A 20,062-nucleotide genomic window follows, 5' to 3' on the forward strand; every position below is an offset into this window, starting at 1 on the left:
GAAAAAATCGCCAACTCGCTAACGTCTGCGACAATAACTCGCGCTGAAGTATATCTCCATTTGTTACAGTGTCATTTTTTATTGCCATTGCCGCAGTTCGTCCAGATGTTCATCCGTTAGCACAATTTGTAACCGACACGCACGAATATATGCTACCGCCTGTTCTACCGTTGCGGCATGGCCATAGCATAATAGCCATGCCGCAACCACCATCGCGCTACGAGACAACCCCAGCGAGCAATGTACCAACACCGTTTCCTGTTCCTCACGCAGCGCCTCCAGCATAGCCACCGCCTGCCGTAACTGCGCATCGTCCGGCGTAACCAGATCCAACATCGGTACGCAATAATAGGTCTTCAACCTTGTTGCCTGGCCACGAGGAAACTCGCAGGTTACATCCAGCACCGCGTTTTGCATGGGGGTGTGGCGCGGATAACTACCAAGATAAACGCCGGCGGCGATGTGATTGACCGGGGGCAGACGATGCGTAAACCAACGCATCGATAACCACATCACACAGCGCCACGGAAGCGTTAGCCAATAGACGGAAGGCGATAACCGCCCCTCTTTGTCTTTACACAACGCTGCAGCGCCGAATCCGCCATAGCCGCGTCCCACAATCAACAAGGATAATGCTGGCCAGCACAGACACACCGACGGCCAGAACGACCATGGCGCCAGCAATACCCCCACAATAATGCATAAGGACATCCCGAATACGTAACGCCGCACCAACCGGAACCGAACCGCGTTGGGTGCCTGCCAGTGCCAACGACTCTGGGCCGGCACCATCCAGTCGATCAACATCCCCACCATCAGACCGGTAATAATATCAATAAAATGATGTTGCCAGGTTGTCAAAACCGAAATGGCAATCAGCAGGAACCAGCCATCGCACAGCCTGCGCCAACCACCGGAAAGATGGCGGCTGAAATGCCGCCACAGCAGCCAACAAAGAATAATATGTAGCGACGGCGACTGATTATATGGCAAGTCGAACTGTTCAAGTTGCGTAAACAACCACCCCGCAACGCCGGAAACAGGCGGACGCGTAAAACTAAACTGTAAAGGGAAAAGTAGAAATCCAACGCAGGCTATAACTGACGCCAGTACCAGACGGCGCACCAGCCGACATTGTTCAAAGCTTGTCGCGCAGATAAATAGTGACAGCCCATAGAGCAAATCCAGACTCCAGTAAGGAACAATACTCCACGGAATAAAGGGAATGGCAGATTCCCAGCCAAGTACCACGCTCCCAATATCATGGGATTGGGTATCTCGCCAGGCGGTAAATTGATTTACTTTTGCGTAGGTGACAAAGAAAAACGGCGCCAGTAGCAGCAGCCAACCAGCACCCTGTATGAATACCTTGCGACGCTCAGTTTCCACGGCGCACCGCCATCGAAACGGTAAAAATCCCGAATTCATCAATTAGCTGCGCGCATTTATCAAATCCCGCCTCATGCACTAAAGCATCCATCTCACCCTGCGTGCGTATACGCATAACCCATGCTTTATTATCTTTGTGGCTCGTAAGCGACCAGGCGATAGTTTTCAACTGAGGATGCCAGGGTTGTCCGGTATATAACAACATGCCCCCAGGTTCGATAGCGGCAGCCAGCCCAGCAAGCGAACGTCGAACCAAAGCGTTATCCGAAAAAAGTTCATAAAGACCAGAGACAATACCTAATGTCGGACGTGGTTTCAGCGCCGCCAGTTCGTCATTATTGAAGGCGTCACCGCGTTCAAAACGCACTCTGCTGGACATTCCTCGGCTCGCAATCATCTCCTGCCCTCGTGCGACGTTTAATTCGCTGAAATCACGCAATAATATATCGCTAACCGTCACCTCATCTTCCAGCGCATCAAGGATGTAACGCCCGTGTCCTGCGGCAATATCTACTACCCGGACCGGTTTTCCCTGCTCTATCAGCTTTTGAACCGCCTGACGGATAAGGTTTTGCAAATGAATCTTACGCTGACGAATACCTTTCCAGCCGACACTATTAAGATAATTTTTATCGATTAAACGTCCCACTATATTGCCTCCCTGCGGCTGATTACGGTAGACATAATCCAGCGTACTACCGGAATCAAATCCCGTCTCAAACCCCAGGCGTATACCCGCCGATTGAGCGCCCCATCTTTTCATTACATAACGCAAACTACGATAAGCGATATCATCCCATGAACAGGGAGCAGCCCCTCCACTGAGTACACGCCAGGTATCCGCGCCCGGACTCCAGCGGTCTTCATGCTGGTAGTCAAAACGCTGCGGCGGCAAGTTATACAGCGTCTCAATAAAACAACGCATTTTCTCAAATGCCAGATGTCTGTTTTTTTCGCCAAGCGTATCGTGAAAAAAACCTGCAAAAACATGAAGCTCTTTCAGTCGACTACGTAGCCCCTGATAAAAATCCACCTGCGGCTGGCGGTGAACGACATAATCCTTACCGGATACCAGTAGCAGTGTGGGTAAAGTAATCGCACTGGCATCGGCGATAATACGTACCGATGTTTTATACAAATCAAGGAGGATATTCACCGCAATAGCGCGGGTAATCTGTGGATCATGATTAAAACTTGTCACGCGTTCAGGGTCATGCGTCAGATATTTACCTTTTACATAGGAATTAACGTAGAACAGACCTCGCAAACGATGCCACAAGGCTAACCCTGCCCGTGCAAACGGTACATACAGTTTCACTTTAAATGCCGGAGAAGCCAGTATCAGACCACGAATATTTGGCGCGTAATCATGCGCCCAGGTTGCCGCTAACACCGCGCCGACGCTCTGCGCCACTACAACGATATTTTCCAACGGAGTCTGGCTATCAGCGGCGACAAAACGAATAAACTCGTCCATATCTTGTACCGAGCGGGCGAGCGACGGGCTATAGCCGCGTTGGCCAGGAGAATATCCATGTCCTCTGGCATCCCATGCGTAAAATATCATCTCTGGCATCGCCAGCTCATCGACAATATGTTGCAGGCGCCCCGAATGTTCATGGCCGCGATGAAATAAAACAATGACTTTCGGCGTTGTGCTTACCAACATTGCAGGCCAGTGACGGTAGAAGAGTTCAGTGTTGTCACTCGTCAAAAAACACCGTTTATTCGGCGTGCGAAGGTGAGGCATGAGTAAGATTCCCTGACGTCTGTTGCTGAAGCTCAAGCAGTCTGTGCCTGAGATCGTCCATAAATTGCTTTTTTTCGGGGTGTGAATGCAACGCATCGCCAATCGTGACATCAATAAAGAGCGGGAGCGGGATGCGGTTCCCCTTCGCCATGATTCGCTCTGTGCCGCATAGCCAGACGGGGACCACGCTCGCCTCCGGCACGCGCTGGCTCAAATGCCAGATTCCTGATTTCAGCGGCGATAATATTCCCGGTTCGCCACGCGTTCCTTCGGGAAACAAAATCAGGATTTTATTATCACGCAACGCTTGCTCGCACCGCGCCAGCGGGTTTGCCTCTCCGCCTTTGCGGGTTACAGGAACAATATTAAGAATGTTAATCGCAAACCAGCCCATCCACTTGTTACGCAAAAAATAGTCAGCGGCAGCGACCGGATGAACATAACCCTGTTGACGTAGTGAAAACAGCGACAAAAGCGCAAACACATCCATGTGGCTATTATGATTGGCCACCACGATCAGCGGGCCGCGATGGGGAAGTCGCTCCCGGTGCTTCACCCGCAGCCCAAGCCACAACCGGATTACGGGCCAGACAAGACACAACGTAAATAAGGTGCGAAGAAATCGGTTCATAACGGTTCAGTAGCAAAAATAACGAATAAAATGAAAAAACACCGGCGCGGTAAAGATCAGGGAGTCAAGCCGATCAAGCAAGCCGCCGTGACCGGGTAACAACGTACCGCTGTCTTTTACGCCGACATCACGTTTTACGGCGGACATCACCACATCGCCGCAAAACCCGGTGCCGCCAATCATTAACCCGGCCAGTATTGACATTGGCGCATTTAGTGGGGTGAGTAACGGTCCCAATGCCAGTCCCGCCAGCGCCGTTGTCATCACGCCCCCCGCCAACCCGGCCAGGGTTTTATTCGGGCTTACGGTCGGCGTCACTTTGATGCGCCCGAATGATTTACCCCATAAATACTGCGCAATGTCGTTAAACTCAGTCAGCCCGACCAGAAACAATACCAGTAGCGCGCCGGTTTGTTTGCCGTCCGCAGGCAGCACCAACAAAAAAGCGACATGGCTAAAGGCAAAAACCGTGGTCATCAGACTCCAGTGAAGCTGCGACGCGGTGCGTAAAAACCCCTGCGTATCACCCGCGATCACCATACGCGCCGGTAAAAATAAGAATACATAAACCGGAATAAACACCACGAACATGCCGTACCAGCCAATTCCAATCAGCCAATAATTGATGGGAATCGCGATAAACATCCACAACAGCGGCATTCGGTCAGAATGACGGGAGGGAACCAGCGTCAGGAATTCTTTTAGCGCCATAAAGCTGAGTAAGGCGAAAAAGGTCAATGCCAGCCAGGTCGGACTCAATAGCGCCAGCGAAAACAGAATGATGATTAGCCACCAGGTCCGAATGCGTAGCGCCAATTCGCGCCAGTCCTTATCAGGACGACGCCACACCAGAATTCGATTTACCAGAGTGGCCACCAGCAAAAGCGCAAAAATGACGAGCAGGGATTTTTCGAGCAGCATCATTTGACATCCACCGCAATTAATGCGCTTCGACAACGGTTTACTGTCGTCCAAAGCAGCAATACGAGAGCAATGCTCCAGACTATATTGCTCCACTGCGCCACCTGAGGCCAAAAGGTCAGCGCCAGCCCCCCTGCGCCAAACACCAGCGCTCTGTCGCTTTTGCCAAACGGTCCGGCATAACTACGTACGCCGTTGATCGTTTGCGCTAATATTCCGCAAAACTCAGTCATCACCATCGCCAGGAGCATGGCGAGCACCAATGGCGCGCTGCTGTCGGCCAGAAAAAGAAACGGTAGGTAAAGCGCGATGTCTGAAATCACATCGCCCGTTTCATTCAGAATGGCGCCTAAACGAGATTGCTGGCGGCATTCGCGCGCTAACATACCATCCAGCGCGTTGAGCGCCATGCGCGCAAATAACACGATGGGCAACAGAAAATACAGGGGCACTACAATCAATATCAGGCCGGTCGCAATAGAGAGAGCCATAGCGGAAAGGGTGATCTGATTGGCTGTAATATGATGCCGATATAGCCATGCCATTACGGGGCGAAGCAGCGCCTGAAAAGCAGGTTTAATTTGATAAAGCGTCATCGGTATTCTCTGAAAAACGACTCAACGCGAGACACTCCATCAGAGATGACGCCGCACGGCTATCCTAATTTCGGCGCAAACGGCTAAATTCAGAAATTACCAATATAAAAAGTATTCTGCGATGAAAAAATTGTCGGGAAGCGGTTATTTACGCATCCATTTGCCATTAATTCCCTGGACATATTCTCCCGGCCTGGCGCGCTCAACCAGTTTTTGCCCTGCCATCTTCGCCACCTCGTCCACGGGAAGATGATTGCTATCCGCTAACTGCTGATAACTGGCGCGGCGGGCATGATTAATATCAAGCACCAGTTTCTGGGTTTCGGCATCATTCTTTAAGGCCACCAGATAGCCATTCAGCGTTTCCCCGACCCGGCCCTGCGTGCGCGCTTCGTCCAGGGTTAAGGCCCACACAGAAGGTGTGAGTAAGCTCAGCGTCAGCACCCATAGTATTAAATACTTTTTCATTATGGCCTCAGAATAGATCGCTGCGTGATTTCAGGAGTTCTTCAACATCTTTATCGACTTTGATATGTATTTCATGCTCGATCTTTACATTCATGTTGATGGTAATCGGCTGTTCCGGCGCGGCGACTTCAATACGTGGCGTGCAGCCCACCACGATAAATGACGCAAGCGCTGACAGCATGGCAATACTCATTTTCATTATTTATCCTCACAATCCTTGTCTTTCCGGCAAGGAGGTTGCGGCAACGCTGTATTTTGTTCAAGCCATGCCTGTAAATTGTCGCCAAAACGCAAACTGCGCCACAGCGTAAACACATTTTCTTCATGGGTATAGTTCAAGTTAACGATCGCGGTTTTACCATCTACCCGGCTTTTGCCGGTAATGGCCGCCTGCATCGTTAGTACGCCCAGGTTATCAACGTTAATTTTCGTCCACGAATGCGTAATCTCCATATAACGTAGCCAGTTAATCGCCGAGCCTGCCGTGACATTATCCTTCACCACCGCATCCGCAGTATCTTTATCGATGCGCAACGTCATTGGCCCAGGATTCGTAAGCCAGCCATCTTTGATTATCCATTTTTCATTGTTCAGCCACAGCGGCAGCGCGCCGCTAACCGGACCAGACATGGCGAATTGCTTTGGATTTATGGCGCTAATCAATTCGCTGGATGAAATATTTTGCACCCGCAAAAGCGCCGGGTCGTGCTGCGGCATTCGCAACTGTTTCATAATGATTTGACCGCCCAGCACGTCTACGCTGACATCGCTTAGCAGTAATGGATTCGACTCGCTCCAGGGATAACCGCCCTGTAAATCAGCGGTGATATTTTTCGCCGTGACCTGGTTAACTATCCCGGCGATACGCAGCGAGACGGGCCCGCGCGTCCCCAATTGCCACGCGCCGTTGTGGAAGCGAAATGGCAGAATGAAATCGACGCCGTTGATTTTGTTATCCGGCATCCAGGCGCTGCCGCCTTTTAACACGCCGTGTCCACCTGCTTCAAATCCCTGCCCCTGTGCGGCGGAAAAAGCCACCTGCGCATACAGTGAGCCTTCGCGCAGCGTCATTTTCCAGTCTGGTGGAAGCAACGGCTGGAAAACGATAAGCGACTGCTTCGGCCACCAGGCCTGTCCGCGAAGGCGTTCACCATCCCAGCGCCCATTCAGCCGTACCGGCCCTATCGCCCCCGCCCGAAGGTCGCCTTTAAACTGGAACAGGGTTGGCTCGCGCCCTTCAACGCTAAAATTAATGGTAGAAGGCGGCAGCACGCTCCCGCTGGTAAATACGGTTTTTCCCGCCTCCAGAGACAGCGCGCCCTGTAGCGACGGCGTTGTGGCGTCGCGAACCCAGACAATAGGTTTATTCAGCGCCAGTCTTGGCGATGTGACGGTCATTGCGCCATAGTGCAACTGATCAAAACCGGTGGACAAACTGGTCAACCTGATGGTGTTATCATGCCATTCGCCCTGTCCGGCAATATCCCAGTGGGCGCGCATTGGCGTAAAGCTTCCTTGCCCCCAATAGCGCCACCGCCAGCGACCAGCATCAGGGAGAAAATCATTGGCCAGGCCATCAAGATGAAGAACGAAATCGCCCATCTCATTTTCGTGCGCCCGTAAAATAGCCTGTAATCGGCCATCAACGCCGCGCGGCGTCACCTTAACGCCCGCCAGCGGCCAACGAATTTCATCAATATCTAACGCATCAATCACCCGTCCGCGCGAGCGTAGCAATGCGCCAGGTGCAAAGGTGAGCTGCGGATCAGCCAGACTGCCGCGGAACATAGCGGGCAATACGGCATAAAAGATTAAATCCTTCTGTTTAGCCTCGCCGGTAAGCTGTAGAGGCATCTCACTGCTATCCATGCTGAGTTTTCCCGGGCCGATAGTCAGTACAGCGTTCGCTTTACCGGCATCGCCCTGGGTCAGAATATTCAGGCGTCCGCTGACTCGCGCATTATCCGGCCCGGCTTGCCAGTTATCGATATTAAAAGCCAGACGTCCGCTCAAGGGGAATCCCTGATATGGCCAGTTCCAGCGGCCATCGCTGATGGTAAGCCGCTGACGCGTTACCGCCCAGGGGAGATCGAGAATCGGATCAGGATTACCTCGCGCCATCACGATGAGCTGTCCGGCGTTATCACGCCACTCCAGTTCCGCATCCACCAGCGACGGTTCCTGCGGCAGACGCAAGGTCGCTGCCGCATGACCGCTGACCGGCAGGCCATCCGGTACCAGCGGCAACACAAATTCCCCCGCCAGGCTAACGGGAGGCTGGTTGGCCAGCGCGGCGATCTCCAGTTGGCTCACCGTCAATGCCTGACCGCGTAGCTGCCCTTGAAATTTTACTTTTTCGCCCTGATAACGTATCTGCTGAATGACCGGCGTCATGGAGATCGCCAGCTTGCCCTGCCATTCCGGCCAGGGCGCGAGAATGACATTATCGATGTTAATCCAGGTATTGGGCAGCATTGACTGCCACTGCGCCAGCGTACGCGGCGCGGCGGGAGAAGCTTCCGTAGCGGGCAGTTTCGCCAGGCATGCGGCATCCAGTTTGAGGCTTTTAATATTCAGCAACCAACGGCTGGGATGCGTCAGTTCCGCCTGGGTAATATGCGCTAACGAACAATCATTGACCAGATAGCGAAGATCGGGAATCACTAACCCATGACGTGTCAGGCGTGGGCTTTGTTCCAGAGCGATACGGGTACCGACGGGTAGCCAAATTCCCGCCAGAGTGGGAACCCACAGCCCGAGGGTCATCAGTAGCGTCAGAGGGATAAGAATCAGCAGTAACAGTAGCGCAAGGGCGGCTTTATATTTACCCTTCATGGGCCATTAATTTCCTGATTTAACGAAAAATTCAGTCGGCTATCTCTTTATTTTGGCATGATTGCCCGTACATAGCCTAATAGTTCATGTTGCAAGCGGGTGATGCGTTATGCCTGTTGCAGGGGCGCCCTCCGGCTATTTGAGGCGTTGTGGAGAATGATAACCTAAAATTATTCATTATATGTATGACTATCAATTATTTTTGATTTTTTGTAAGATAATTTTAAGCATATTTGTGTGATTCAAACATCACTGGAGAAGGTCATATGAAACTCGCCGTCTATAGTACCAAACAGTATGACAAGAAATATCTACAGCAAGTGAACGAAGCGTTCGGTTTTGAACTGGAGTTTTTTGATTTTCTGCTAACCGAGAAAACGGCGAAAACCGCCAATGGATGTGAAGCAGTTTGTATCTTCGTGAATGACGACGGGAGCCGACCGGTACTGGAAGAGCTGAAAAAACACGGCGTGAAATACATCGCGCTGCGTTGCGCCGGATTTAATAATGTCGACCTGGATGCCGCTAAAGAGCTCGGTTTGCAGGTGGTGCGCGTACCGGCTTATTCTCCGGAAGCCGTCGCTGAACATGCGATTGGCATGATGATGACATTGAACCGCCGTATTCACCGCGCTTATCAACGCACCCGCGACGCTAACTTTTCCCTTGAGGGACTGACCGGCTTTACCATGCACGGAAAAACCGCTGGCGTCATTGGTACCGGTAAAATCGGCGTCGCCGCGCTGCGTATCCTGAAAGGCTTTGGAATGCGTTTACTGGCGTTTGATCCCTATCCCAGCACCGCCGCGCTTGATCTCGGCGTCGAGTATGTGGATCTGCAAACGTTGTTTGCCGAATCGGATGTCATTTCCCTGCACTGCCCGCTCACGCCGGAAAACTACCATTTGCTGAACCATGCGGCATTCGATCAAATGAAAAATGGCGTTATGGTCATTAATACCAGTCGTGGCGCGCTGATTGATTCCCAGGCGGCTATCGAAGCTCTGAAGAATCAGAAAATCGGCTCGCTGGGGATGGATGTGTATGAAAACGAACGCGACCTGTTCTTTGAAGATAAGTCAAACGATGTTATCCAGGATGATGTTTTCCGCCGTCTGTCGGCCTGCCATAACGTACTGTTTACGGGGCACCAGGCATTCCTGACCGCAGAAGCGCTGATCAGCATCTCTGAAACCACGTTACAAAACTTAAGCCAGCTTGAGAAGGGCGAAGCCTGCCCGAACGCGCTGTTCTAATCCTGTCGCTCCCCTGCGCTCAGGGGAGCATTTTCGGATAACCCCTGAAGATCTATCCGGTCATATCATTACTATAGTCAGTGTTAACTATCAGATTACAGAGAATATCAATGAAGAAAATCGTCACGCTGGTCGCCCTGAGCATCATAATGACGGGGTGTGTGAGCAGTGGAAAAGTGTCCGTCAAACGCGAGCAACTGGAACACCACCGCTTTGTTCTGGAAAGCGTAAACGGTAAAACGGTCACCGGCCCGGAGCTCAGCTTTGGCGAGGACATGACGGTATCTGGCAAAATGTGCAATCAATTCACCGGCGAAGGAAAACTGTCGGACGGCGAATTAAAAGTGAAAAATTTAGCGATGACCCGAATGATGTGCGCCGATCCGCAGCTTAATGCGCTGGACGGTACCCTCAGCGAGCTCTTCAGCAAAGGCGCACAGGTCGATTTAACCGCGAACCAATTAACGCTGGCGACGGCAGAAACAACGCTAATGTATAAACTGGCGGATTTAGCGCACTAAGCCATTAAGTGAAAAGTTATACGCGTCAGGCGAAACGCCGCGCTTAATAACTCCCGCAGCTTCCGGCGGCAAGCGACTGTTCGCTACAACGTTTGCCGTTGGGTAGCGCGCACATACCAATTACTGAACCATCAAGCTGCCGGGCCGCTGAAAGCGAACCGCCAATCATAGCGCAATTCGCTTCGCCGGCGCTGGACATCGCCGCTTTCATCCCTGGCGAAACATGCGCCGCGGTTGCCTGCTGAACAGGTTCGCTACTGCAAGCCGACAATAATAACGCGGCACACCCCACCCAAAACGCTGCGCGCATTTCTCTCCCCTCTGTTTATTCATCCAAACGACACCGCCCTAAATAATAGGCAGCAGAAACTGACGCGTCGAGAGGCAAAGCGCGCATTTATGCGCTTCATTAACATTTATTGGCAATTTTTTACGTCTTTTCGGCAAGAAATCGCCATTCTCCTCCCGCCAGGGACACAAAAGCGAAAATGGGGCTTGAAGGGCTTTGCTAAAATAAAAGGATAACTACAGGATGCGCTCACGATTATGCGTGTCCCTCTTTTTTGCGCAATGTAAGGGTGTCATATGCAAACAATTGACGGTAATGGCGCAGTAGCGTCGGTGGCGTTCCGTACCAGCGAGGTTATCGCCATTTACCCGATTACGCCCAGTTCAACAATGGCTGAACAAGCGGATGCCTGGGCCGGCAATGGGCTTAAAAATGTCTGGGGCGATACGCCGCGTGTGGTAGAGATGCAGTCGGAAGGCGGCGCGATCGCCGCCGTTCACGGTGCGTTACAAACCGGTTCGCTTTCTACGTCATTTACATCATCGCAGGGGCTGCTGCTGATGATTCCAACGCTGTATAAACTGGCGGGGCAGCTCACGCCGTTTGTACTGCACGTTGCCGCGCGCACTGTCGCCACACACGCGCTTTCTATTTTTGGCGACCATTCCGATGTGATGGCGGTCCGCCAGACAGGCTGCGCGATGTTATGCGCCGCCAGCGTTCAGGAAGCGCAGGATTTTGCGCTGATCGCACACAGGGCTACGCTGAAAAGCCGCGTTCCGTTTATTCATTTTTTTGATGGCTTCCGTACATCGCATGAAATCAACAAAATTATACCGCTAACGGATGAAACCATTCTGAACCTGATGCCGCAGGCGGAGATCGACGCTCACCGCGCCCGCGCGCTGAATCCGGAACATCCGGTGATTCGTGGAACTTCAGCGAATCCGGACACCTACTTCCAGTCTCGCGAAGCGACCAACCCGTGGTACAACGCCGTTTATGATCATGTTGAAGAGGCGATGAAGGCATTTGGCGACGCTACGGGCCGTCAGTACCAGCCATTTGAATATTATGGCCATCCCCAGGCTGAACGCGTCATCATTATGATGGGCTCCGCCCTCGGCACCTGCGAAGAGGTCGTGGACGAGCTACTGATACGCGGAGAAAAGGTCGGCGTTCTGAAAGTCCGTCTGTTCCGCCCCTTCTCCGCCAAACATTTGTTACAGGCATTACCGGAAACCGTTCGCGCTATCGCCGTGCTGGATCGCACCAAAGAGCCTGGCGCGCAGGCCGAGCCGCTTTATCTGGACGTGATGACCGCACTGGCGGAAGCCTTTAATAATGGCGAGCGCGAAACGTTGCCGCGCACCATTGGCGGCCGTTATGGGCTATCATCCAAAGAGTTCGGCCCGGCGTGCGTACTGGCGGTCTTTAATGAACTCAGCCGCGCGAAACCCAAACCACGGTTTACGGTGGGCATTTATGATGACGTTACTAACCTCTCGCTGCCATTACCGGAAAATACCCTGCCCGGCAGCGCTAAACTTGAAGCGTTATTTTACGGCCTGGGAAGCGACGGCAGCGTATCCGCCACGAAAAATAATATTAAAATTATCGGTAATTCTACGCCGTGGTATGCGCAAGGTTATTTCGTTTATGACTCTAAAAAAGCTGGCGGGCTCACGGTATCGCACCTGCGCGTCAGCGAAAAACCCATTCGTTCCGCTTACTTAATTGCTCAGGCGGATTTTGTCGGCTGCCATCAATTACAGTTTATCGATAAATATCAGATGGCGGAGCGTCTAAAGCCCGGCGGTATCTTTCTGCTTAATACGCCGTACAGCGCCGACGAGGTCTGGTCGCGTCTGCCGCAAGAAGTTCAGGCGGTGTTGAATCAGAAAAAGGCGCGTTTTTACGTGGTTAACGCGGCGAAAATCGCCCGCGAATGTGGACTTGGCGCCCGCATCAATACCGTCATGCAAATGGCTTTCTTCCACCTGACGCATATTCTTCCGGGCGATAGCGCCCTGGTTGAGCTGCAGGGCGCGATTGCCAAAAGCTATAGCAGCAAAGGTCAGGATCTGGTTGAGCGTAACTGGCAGGCATTGGCTCTGGCGCAGGAATCGCTGGCGGAAGTGCCGTTGCAGGCGGTTAATCCGCACAGCGCGCATCGCCCGCCGGTCGTCTCCGACGCCGCGCCGGATTTCGTGAAAACCGTTACCGCCGCCATGTTGGCGGGCCTTGGCGACGCACTGCCTGTTTCCGCCCTGCCGCCGGACGGAACATGGCCGATGGGCACCACCCGCTGGGAAAAACGCAATATCGCCGAAGAGATTCCTGTCTGGAAAGAGGAACTGTGTACACAATGTAATCACTGCGTCGCCGCCTGCCCTCACTCGGCGATTCGTGCAAAAGTCGTTTCCCCGCAGGCGATGGAGAACGCGCCAGCCAGTCTGCATTCGCTGGACGTGAAGTCCCGCGATATGCGCGGCCAGAAATATGTGCTGCAGGTCGCGCCGGAAGACTGTACTGGCTGTAATTTATGCGTAGAGGTCTGCCCGGCTAAAGATCGGCAAAATCCGCAGATCAAAGCGATTAACATGATGTCGCGCCTTGAGCATGTGGAAGAAGAGAAAGTGAATTATGACTTTTTCCTCGACTTACCGGAAATCGATCGCAGCAAACTGGAACGAATTGATATCCGCACATCGCAGCTTATTACGCCGCTGTTTGAATATTCCGGCGCCTGTTCCGGCTGCGGTGAAACGCCGTATATTAAACTGCTGACTCAGTTATATGGCGACAGAATGTTAATCGCTAACGCCACGGGGTGTTCCTCTATTTACGGCGGTAACTTACCCTCAACGCCTTATACCACCGATGCCAACGGACGCGGCCCTGCATGGGCGAATTCGTTATTTGAAGATAACGCGGAATTTGGTCTCGGTTTCCGTCTGAGCGTGGATCAGCACCGGGCGCGCGTCATGCGTTTACTGGCGCAATTCGCCGATCGCATTCCGGCGGAATTAAACGATGCGCTGCATGCCGAAGCAACGCCTGACGTTCGGCGTGAGCAGGTCGCCGCATTACGCCAACATCTGAAATCGGTTGCGGGCGCAGAGGAACTGTTAAAGGATGCTGATGCGCTGGTAGAAAAATCAATCTGGCTGATTGGCGGCGATGGTTGGGCATACGACATCGGCTTTGGCGGTTTAGACCATGTGTTAAGCCTGACGGAGAATGTCAATATTCTGGTTCTGGATACGCAGTGTTATTCCAATACTGGCGGCCAGGCGTCGAAGGCGACGCCGCTTGGCGCCGTCACTAAATTTGGCGAACATGGCAAGCGTAAAGCCCGTAAAGATCTTGGCGTCAGCATGATGATGTATGGTCATGTTTATGTCGCGCAAATTTCGCTGGGCGCGCAGTTAAACCAGACGGTGAAAGCCATCCAGGAGGCCGAAGCCTGGCCAGGACCGTCGCTGATCATTGCCTATAGCCCCTGTGAGGAACATGGCTACGATCTGGCGCTAAGCCATGACCAGATGCGCCAGTTAACGGCGACCGGTTTCTGGCCGTTATACCGCTTTGATCCCCGCCGTGCGGATGAAGGCAAGCCGCCGCTGGCGCTGGACTCTCGGCCACCGTCTGATGCCCTGGCGGAAACGTTGCTTAATGAACAGCGTTTCCGTCGCCTGAATGCGCAACAGCCTGAAGTAGCTGAACAATTATGGCGAGATGCCGCATTGGATTTGCAAAAACGCTATGACTTTCTTGCCTTGCTGGCAGGAAAAGCGGAAAAACCCGGCGCAGATTAAAAAATATTCTAAGGATTAACCTGGAAACAAAAAAAGCCCGAACATTCGTTCGGGCTTGTCAATTTATACGCTGGAAAGCAAAGGTTAACGCAATGGCCCGGCGACAAAATGAATATGTGACAATAAAGGCATATAACAGGCGTAGAATATCGTAACCGAATGATATTGTATAATTTTTATTTCGTATAATACTCCCAAAAGCATTCGTATAAATTATATCTATTTCACTGCGAATTATTTCATTAATTATTGAATTAAACGGTAACATCTCTTTTTAGGTCTTTCCTGACAAGGCAGAAATAACGTTTTAACGTCAACTCGCTGATTATTTACGGGGAATGCGCTTAATATTACGCCGTCCTCCCCTGTTGGTAGTCCCCGCAGAGTATCGTGGAGCAGCACCTAAAATGTGACGTATGTCATTGTACATAAAGTGCCTTTAGGGAGTAGAATTTCAGTGGATACTTAAACAGGAGGTTTTATGAACAGAACGATTCTTGTACCCATCGATATTTCAGATTCAGAATTAACTCAACGCGTGATTTCACATGTTGAAGCCGAAGCAAAGATTGACGACGCTAAAGTGCACTTTTTGACTGTAATCCCGTCTTTGCCCTATTACGCTTCACTGGGACTGGCTTATTCAGCAGAGCTCCCCGCAATGGACGATTTGAAAGCCGAAGCCAAATCTCAACTGGAAGCGATTATCAAGAAATTCAACCTTCCCGCGGACCGCGTGCAGGCGCACGTGGCAGAAGGCTCTCCTAAAGATAAGATTCTGGAAATGGCAAAAAAATTACCGGCCGATATGGTGATTATCGCCTCGCATCGTCCGGATATTACTACCTATCTGTTGGGTTCCAACGCCGCAGCCGTTGTGCGTCATGCGGAATGCTCCGTACTGGTGGTGCGCTAAATACTCGAGCCCGCATAAGAGAGTGCGGGCTCAAATCAACCATCATCATCGCCTAGTGACTGACGCTTTTTGAAAACAGATTGATTACGATTACACCGCAGATGATAAGCAACATGCCAATAATAGCCGGCACATCCAGTTTTTGGCCAAGAAACAACCATCCTATCAATCCAATAAGAACAATCCCTACCCCAGACCAAATGGCATAAATGATACCCGCAGGGATGGTTCGCATTGGGATGGTAAGGCACCAGAACGCGATACAATATCCGATGATGGTAACGATGCTCGGTACCAGACGCGTAAAACTATCCGATAATTTTAATGAGATCGTGGCGATAACTTCTACCACGATGGCGATAAATAGAAAGATTACAGCTTCTTTAGTCATACATCTCTTCGTTCCGATATTTTTCGGGTCGTGGTGACATCTTAATTAATACGGATGACAGAATAAAGACGCTTTTGACCCGTTGCGTATCTCGCCATAACATACTTCAAGTTGCATGTGCTGCGGCTGCGTTCCCTTACCCCAGTCACTTACTTGAGTAAGCTCCTGGGGATCCGCTCGCTTGCCGCCTTCCTGCAAGTCGAATTATTTAAAGTATAAAAGCAATCTTTCATACACAAGAGATAAAAACAATAAACTTGTTCAGGATTTATGATTACTTAGAAGCGTTTGCCTGCCCCGTATTTTCTGCTTTACCATATGTCCTGTCAATTATACCAACAGGGTCCACTGGTGTGTTTTTTGGCATAACCCAGCCGCTTTCGCTGACACTACCTCGTGTAAGATATCTGACTTTTACCTTAACGATAATAAGAAAATGCTCCCTGCTGAACCTGTCTGCAACACTAAGTTCCGTGGTATATTCAGGTACGATTCTTCCACTTCGAACCTGCTCTTGGGCTATTTCAGCAGAGACAGGCAATACCTCTACATCGCCCCCCTCAATACCGCCTGCTGTTTTAAAACTAACAATATTTTCAGCCTGCGGACCTATTGTACCTCGGCATAATACAACTTCGGTCTCCCCTGCTGCTGCATCCCCACTCCGGTATTTCTTATAAATACTTTGTACATTTTCTTCTGATGTAGGGTATAAATCTTCTGACAAGGAGGCCAGTATATCTTCCAGTAAGGGGGAATCATCCGTTATATCCAGAAGTTCTTCATCATAACCCGCGTCTCCTTCTCTTAACTCTGAATAAGGCTTATCAATATGGCGAATAAGCCCCCCACCTTTCAGCCCTGACGCTTGATAAAATCTTCCATCAGAAGATCGGTAAAATGTCATGGCTGAATCTTTTCCGCTATCCGAATAGGTTGCCCGATACGTTTCTGAACCGGGTTCTTTAGTTAAAACGAGCTCTCTGTCGCCATATTTTATCGTATTAGGCGCTTCCGATGACAGCGGTGGATATGAGGCTTGCTTTCTGTAAAAGCCTTCTCCTGACGGTTTGTAATAACCATACGTTTGTTTATCAAAACCGGTAGCGCGATAGAGCCCATCGTTTCCCGCTGGACCTAACTCAAGAACTTTCTGATTACTTTTTTGATAAATAAAATCTGTATTTTCTATTGACTCTATAGTTTTATAATTACTCCCCTTTTGAATCGGCGCTCGTACTACACCTCTTTGTATTTTATTTTCAACAAATCGGAGGCCCGTATACTTTGCATTTGCCGCTCTTTCTGTGAACTTCGCTCCAGCAACAGGAACAGCCTCCATACCGATACGTATAATATCCTGTACGTAACCGCACACATCCGCAGAGTTATCCACAACAGCCCGGTTAAGAATACTGCTGGTACCAGCCAGAGCGTTAAAACCAGGGACAAGACCCATTACAATATTCCAGACCGTTCCTAAGAGGTGAAGTCCTGCCCTTGCAGCCGGACTTAATGAGGAAGTTGTGCGATGATGTATAGTATCATCAAGATCAAAGCTCAGCTCAATTAATCCTCCCAACCCCTCCTGAATAATCTTATTAAATGCATAAACGAATTCTTGCCCGCCATTCATGGAGGAAAGCTTCTCCTTGAACGATTCGAGAGCCTGAGCCTGTCTCTCATGTTGTTCTTCTAATGTCAGCCAACTGCTTTGCGCAATATCACTGATCTCGTGAATAAGCCCAACAACGGCCTCTTGCACCATTTTGTTGATATCCATTAGTCCTAAGATATCACACTCCTGCATATGTTCCTTCATATGAGTCTCTGCTCGATAATATTTCTCCGCCCAGTCTAGCTGTTTATTGATCGCAGCTTTCATTAACAATATTAAAGGATCGTTACTTTTGGGAAGTGTTGATTTAACACCTTTGGTAAATTTATTATTAACCACAATTTTTCTTGCTATTGTGTCTATTTTTTCATCATTAATTGGCCCCGTTATATTTGCACACCAAAAAATAATATTACGCATAATAATAAAATTATTTTTTATGCCTTCAGGGCTAAGCAATACTCTATCACCACCATTGCTGGATAAATGGTGTATCACTAATTGAATCAGCTTAAAAAGATGATTCATCCTTTTTTTATTAAAAGCGCTCTTTCCTCTTTCCTGTCTATTGAAAGATACTATTTCTAATGCTGTAATAATAGCATCCTTACCATAGAAAACGTCAAAGCTTGAACCAGAAATAGCAGGAAACTTTTCATACAGGACTTTCGCATAGTGGCTTTCCCTTGTCCATAAAGGCCTGTCTATCATGAGTGGTTCAGGCTCAGTACTGAAATGCATAGGATGAACCAGCATATCACGCGCCATTAGCTCATATATTTTATATTGATGTTGAATATTTTCTCTTACAAAAGATAGAACAGAAATGAAACTTCCCTCACCGAGAACAATGAGACGATCACTTAAATGAACTAAAAGACCTTTGAACATATATTCAGCGGCAATAGCTCTCCCATCATGCGTCCACTGCCCAGTTTGAGAAAACGCAAGTAATTCATGATAGCCTCTTTTATAACTATTTGCCTCTTGTTCTTTTACCAGTAGTTTGAGTATTGAGATAAGGCGTCCTCCCGCCATAGATGTAAAGTGTTCAAATAGGCCATCTAACACCTTACCTGCCAGGTTAGGCTCCGTAGTTGGGGCAGGATGATCCTCCGGGAGAGCCCTTTCATATCTCTGTAATTCTTTAACGGGTAAAAAATCATTCTCACCCTCTGAATTACCATTTTTTATCCTATAATCACCAGATGTTACTGCTAATCTTGATGATAATAACAAACCAGTTACTGCAATGTTTTTAATACTCCTGTCCATTTTATGAATGGTTACTGGCTGAAGATGATTGCGGCTATGAGAAGATAAGAAAATTTGCTTTTGAATTTCCTTTCCCTCAAATATAATTTGCTCAGTGCTTTTAGGTGGAACAGTTACGCTATCCACATTAAATAGCTCATGTTCACCACTCATCGTTACCTGAGAAAAACACGACGATGTATGTGCAATTGCAGCGGGATCAATCTCTTTATAAATAACATTGGCGTAAACGTTTGTAACTTCACCGTTTGCATTTAAATGATCGTGCAATATATGTTTTAGAAATAGATCTAAAAACAATTTTTCTGATGTGATTCCATTCACACAGTTGTGAAAGTCAGGGGGAATTGGATAGCCGTTCTTATCAAATGGAAGCGATAAATATCCTCGCCCCCCATCAATATTTTCGTAACTGTAATTTAGAGATATCTTTACCTCGCATTTATTGGTATCTATATCGTCATTGATACTGCGCTCTACTTTATAATTAACCAGCCTACGGAAGGTTGCGCTATTTGAATAATAAAAATCCAATGTTGACTTAATATCTTCATATATAATTTCATGTGTTGACTCAAAGAAGAAGTCGTAAATATTTAATCTGTTCTTTTCTTCATCTTTGGCCATCCCATCCAGCTTAATATATTCTTCTGGTAAATTAGACACTTGCTCATGAAAGATATCGTCCTGATAAAGTCCATCCAACATTGAAAGGTACGGTATGGTATCCCAACTTCTGATAGCTTGTATCTGTACCGTCTGCTGTGATTCTCTGGTTGATATATCACTTACTGTTATACGCATTACGTTCTCCAGCCAGAATTATGGTATGCTTCATAAGGTGTAGATATCAGGTAGCAATTCTCATCGCAAATAATTTGTCTGAACTGTACATATGATACAGGCTATTTTTAATTCAATACGACCACCAGAATAAACAAGAAAATTTTAAATAGTATACGGTAAAATGATCTTACCCAACGATAATTAAACACTCTGCACTATCTTATTAGATAATAAAATACTGATACGTTATTTTATATCACCAATAAAAGAGCAAAAAGGGTGTGCCGAATATCATTTTACACCAGTCCCGGTTCACTCCACGAAACCACTTGAAACGTACCATCATCAGGACGCAGCAGCGCCTGAATTTCAGTTGAGCCCGTCACTTCTTAACGGACCTAGCTGCATGATGTATACAGTTGACAATATCCGAAGGTACTATCTCTATTAAAACGTGCTGGCATTCGTCGCCGTAATCCGTACCATACGCGACATACTTTTGCCTGCTGGCTGTTGACGGCAGGAGCGAACCCGGCATTTATCGCCAGCCAAATGGGGCATGAAACTGCGCAATGGTGTATGAAATTTACGGTATGTAG

The 20,062-nt window shown here is 49.3% G+C and carries 16 protein-coding genes and 1 pseudogene; 6 read left to right on the forward strand and 11 right to left on the reverse strand.

The genetic code is table 11. The features are described 5' to 3' along the window. Positions 1-78 precede the first annotated feature (78 nt). From ABVN36_RS08865 to ABVN36_RS08900, 8 genes are all read right to left on the reverse strand, one after another. Complete coding sequence (locus ABVN36_RS08865) at positions 79-1,389, reverse strand: phosphatase PAP2/dual specificity phosphatase family protein (RefSeq protein ID WP_023137904.1); 1,311 nt, start codon at positions 1,387-1,389, stop codon at positions 79-81. Beyond that, complete coding sequence (locus tag ABVN36_RS08870; RefSeq protein WP_023137903.1) at positions 1,379-3,139, reverse strand: bifunctional alpha/beta hydrolase/class I SAM-dependent methyltransferase; 1,761 nt, start codon at positions 3,137-3,139, stop codon at positions 1,379-1,381. The genes ABVN36_RS08865 and ABVN36_RS08870 overlap by 11 nt, the downstream gene beginning before the upstream one ends. After that, positions 3,114-3,770, reverse strand: coding sequence for a 1-acyl-sn-glycerol-3-phosphate acyltransferase (locus tag ABVN36_RS08875; protein WP_024156942.1), 657 nt, complete (start codon positions 3,768-3,770; stop codon positions 3,114-3,116). Before ABVN36_RS08875 ends, ABVN36_RS08870 begins: the two co-directional genes overlap by 26 nt. A 6-nt stretch (positions 3,771-3,776) precedes the next feature. After that, complete coding sequence (locus tag ABVN36_RS08880) at positions 3,777-4,694, reverse strand: phosphatidate cytidylyltransferase (protein ID WP_023137901.1); 918 nt, start codon at positions 4,692-4,694, stop codon at positions 3,777-3,779. Next, positions 4,691-5,287, reverse strand: coding sequence for a CDP-alcohol phosphatidyltransferase family protein (locus ABVN36_RS08885; protein WP_010835226.1), 597 nt, complete (start codon positions 5,285-5,287; stop codon positions 4,691-4,693). The genes ABVN36_RS08880 and ABVN36_RS08885 overlap by 4 nt, the downstream gene beginning before the upstream one ends. Before the next feature lie 144 nt (positions 5,288-5,431). Then, positions 5,432-5,755: a YdbL family protein gene (locus tag ABVN36_RS08890; protein WP_000760345.1), complete on the reverse strand. Its 324-nt coding sequence runs from the start codon at positions 5,753-5,755 to the stop codon at positions 5,432-5,434. 7 nt (positions 5,756-5,762) lie between these two features. Further along, positions 5,763-5,954 carry a YnbE family lipoprotein gene (locus tag ABVN36_RS08895; protein ID WP_000784063.1) on the reverse strand — a complete coding sequence of 64 codons (192 nt, stop codon included), beginning with the start codon at positions 5,952-5,954 and terminating at the stop codon, positions 5,763-5,765. Further along, a complete protein-coding gene (locus ABVN36_RS08900; protein ID WP_023137900.1) occupies positions 5,954-8,590 on the reverse strand; it encodes a YdbH family protein in 2,637 nt (878 codons plus the stop codon). Before ABVN36_RS08900 ends, ABVN36_RS08895 begins: the two co-directional genes overlap by 1 nt. 266 nt (positions 8,591-8,856) lie before the next feature. Here ABVN36_RS08900 and ldhA point away from each other — a divergent pair, with 266 nt between their 5' ends. Further along, positions 8,857-9,846: a D-lactate dehydrogenase gene (gene ldhA / locus ABVN36_RS08905; RefSeq protein ID WP_000762206.1), complete on the forward strand. Its 990-nt coding sequence runs from the start codon at positions 8,857-8,859 to the stop codon at positions 9,844-9,846. A gap of 110 nt (positions 9,847-9,956) precedes the next feature. Then, entirely contained in the window at positions 9,957-10,367 is a 411-nt protein-coding gene (hslJ, locus tag ABVN36_RS08910; RefSeq protein WP_000725242.1) for a heat shock protein HslJ, read from the forward strand. Positions 10,368-10,410: 43 nt separating this feature from the next. Here hslJ and ABVN36_RS08915 read toward each other — a convergent pair whose 3' ends face one another. Continuing rightward, positions 10,411-10,677 (reverse strand): DUF333 domain-containing protein, encoded by a 267-nt coding sequence (locus ABVN36_RS08915; RefSeq protein WP_001200680.1) that lies wholly within the window; start codon positions 10,675-10,677, stop codon positions 10,411-10,413. Between ABVN36_RS08915 and ABVN36_RS08920 the strand changes: the two genes are divergently transcribed. From ABVN36_RS08920 to uspF, 3 genes are all read left to right on the forward strand, one after another. Next, a complete protein-coding gene (locus tag ABVN36_RS08920) occupies positions 10,581-10,892 on the forward strand; it encodes a reverse transcriptase (protein ID WP_077908590.1) in 312 nt (103 codons plus the stop codon). The two genes, ABVN36_RS08915 and ABVN36_RS08920, sit on opposite strands and share 97 nt — an antisense overlap. Positions 10,893-10,952: 60 nt before the next feature. Beyond that, on the forward strand, positions 10,953-14,477 hold the full coding sequence (gene nifJ / locus ABVN36_RS08925) for a pyruvate:ferredoxin (flavodoxin) oxidoreductase (RefSeq protein WP_001193251.1): 3,525 nt from the start codon (positions 10,953-10,955) through the stop codon (positions 14,475-14,477). Positions 14,478-14,958: 481 nt separating this feature from the next. Then, a complete protein-coding gene (gene uspF / locus ABVN36_RS08930; protein WP_001082296.1) occupies positions 14,959-15,393 on the forward strand; it encodes a universal stress protein UspF in 435 nt (144 codons plus the stop codon). Positions 15,394-15,445: 52 nt separating this feature from the next. On the opposite strand, the gene ABVN36_RS08935 is transcribed toward uspF, so the two are convergent. Together ABVN36_RS08935 and ABVN36_RS08940 are read right to left on the reverse strand one after the other, a co-directional pair. After that, positions 15,446-15,784 carry an SMR family transporter gene (locus tag ABVN36_RS08935; RefSeq protein WP_000159237.1) on the reverse strand — a complete coding sequence of 113 codons (339 nt, stop codon included), beginning with the start codon at positions 15,782-15,784 and terminating at the stop codon, positions 15,446-15,448. Between the two features lie 274 nt (positions 15,785-16,058). Beyond that, the gene (locus ABVN36_RS08940) at positions 16,059-19,481 is read right to left on the reverse strand and encodes a DUF4765 family protein (RefSeq protein WP_023137899.1); all 3,423 of its coding nucleotides are present in this window, start codon (positions 19,479-19,481) and stop codon (positions 16,059-16,061) included. Positions 19,482-19,910: 429 nt separating this feature from the next. On the opposite strand from ABVN36_RS08940, the pseudogene ABVN36_RS08945 reads away from it, so the two are divergent. Further along, positions 19,911-20,062 (forward strand): annotated as a pseudogene (locus ABVN36_RS08945) (tyrosine-type recombinase/integrase); the annotation flags it as partial.

The organism is Salmonella sp. SJTUF15581 (assembly GCF_043356775.1).
GTDB classification, from domain to species: domain Bacteria; phylum Pseudomonadota; class Gammaproteobacteria; order Enterobacterales; family Enterobacteriaceae; genus Salmonella; species Salmonella enterica.

What these genes read in the sequence shown, in the direction of transcription:
- hslJ (WP_000725242.1), top strand. Translation starts at nt 9,957, where the DNA reads ATGAAGAAAATCGTCACGCTGGTCGCCCTGAGCATCATAATGACGGGG.
- ABVN36_RS08875 (WP_024156942.1), bottom strand. Translation starts at nt 3,770, where the DNA reads ATGAACCGATTTCTTCGCACCTTATTTACGTTGTGTCTTGTCTGGCCC.
- ABVN36_RS08885 (WP_010835226.1), bottom strand. Translation starts at nt 5,287, where the DNA reads ATGACGCTTTATCAAATTAAACCTGCTTTTCAGGCGCTGCTTCGCCCC.
- ABVN36_RS08900 (WP_023137900.1), bottom strand. Translation starts at nt 8,590, where the DNA reads ATGAAGGGTAAATATAAAGCCGCCCTTGCGCTACTGTTACTGCTGATT.
- nifJ (WP_001193251.1), top strand. Translation starts at nt 10,953, where the DNA reads ATGCAAACAATTGACGGTAATGGCGCAGTAGCGTCGGTGGCGTTCCGT.
- ABVN36_RS08915 (WP_001200680.1), bottom strand. Translation starts at nt 10,677, where the DNA reads ATGCGCGCAGCGTTTTGGGTGGGGTGTGCCGCGTTATTATTGTCGGCT.
- ABVN36_RS08880 (WP_023137901.1), bottom strand. Translation starts at nt 4,694, where the DNA reads ATGATGCTGCTCGAAAAATCCCTGCTCGTCATTTTTGCGCTTTTGCTG.
- ldhA (WP_000762206.1), top strand. Translation starts at nt 8,857, where the DNA reads ATGAAACTCGCCGTCTATAGTACCAAACAGTATGACAAGAAATATCTA.
- ABVN36_RS08935 (WP_000159237.1), bottom strand. Translation starts at nt 15,784, where the DNA reads ATGACTAAAGAAGCTGTAATCTTTCTATTTATCGCCATCGTGGTAGAA.
- uspF (WP_001082296.1), top strand. Translation starts at nt 14,959, where the DNA reads ATGAACAGAACGATTCTTGTACCCATCGATATTTCAGATTCAGAATTA.
- ABVN36_RS08890 (WP_000760345.1), bottom strand. Translation starts at nt 5,755, where the DNA reads ATGAAAAAGTATTTAATACTATGGGTGCTGACGCTGAGCTTACTCACA.
- ABVN36_RS08940 (WP_023137899.1), bottom strand. Translation starts at nt 19,481, where the DNA reads ATGCGTATAACAGTAAGTGATATATCAACCAGAGAATCACAGCAGACG.
- ABVN36_RS08895 (WP_000784063.1), bottom strand. Translation starts at nt 5,954, where the DNA reads ATGAAAATGAGTATTGCCATGCTGTCAGCGCTTGCGTCATTTATCGTG.
- ABVN36_RS08870 (WP_023137903.1), bottom strand. Translation starts at nt 3,139, where the DNA reads ATGCCTCACCTTCGCACGCCGAATAAACGGTGTTTTTTGACGAGTGAC.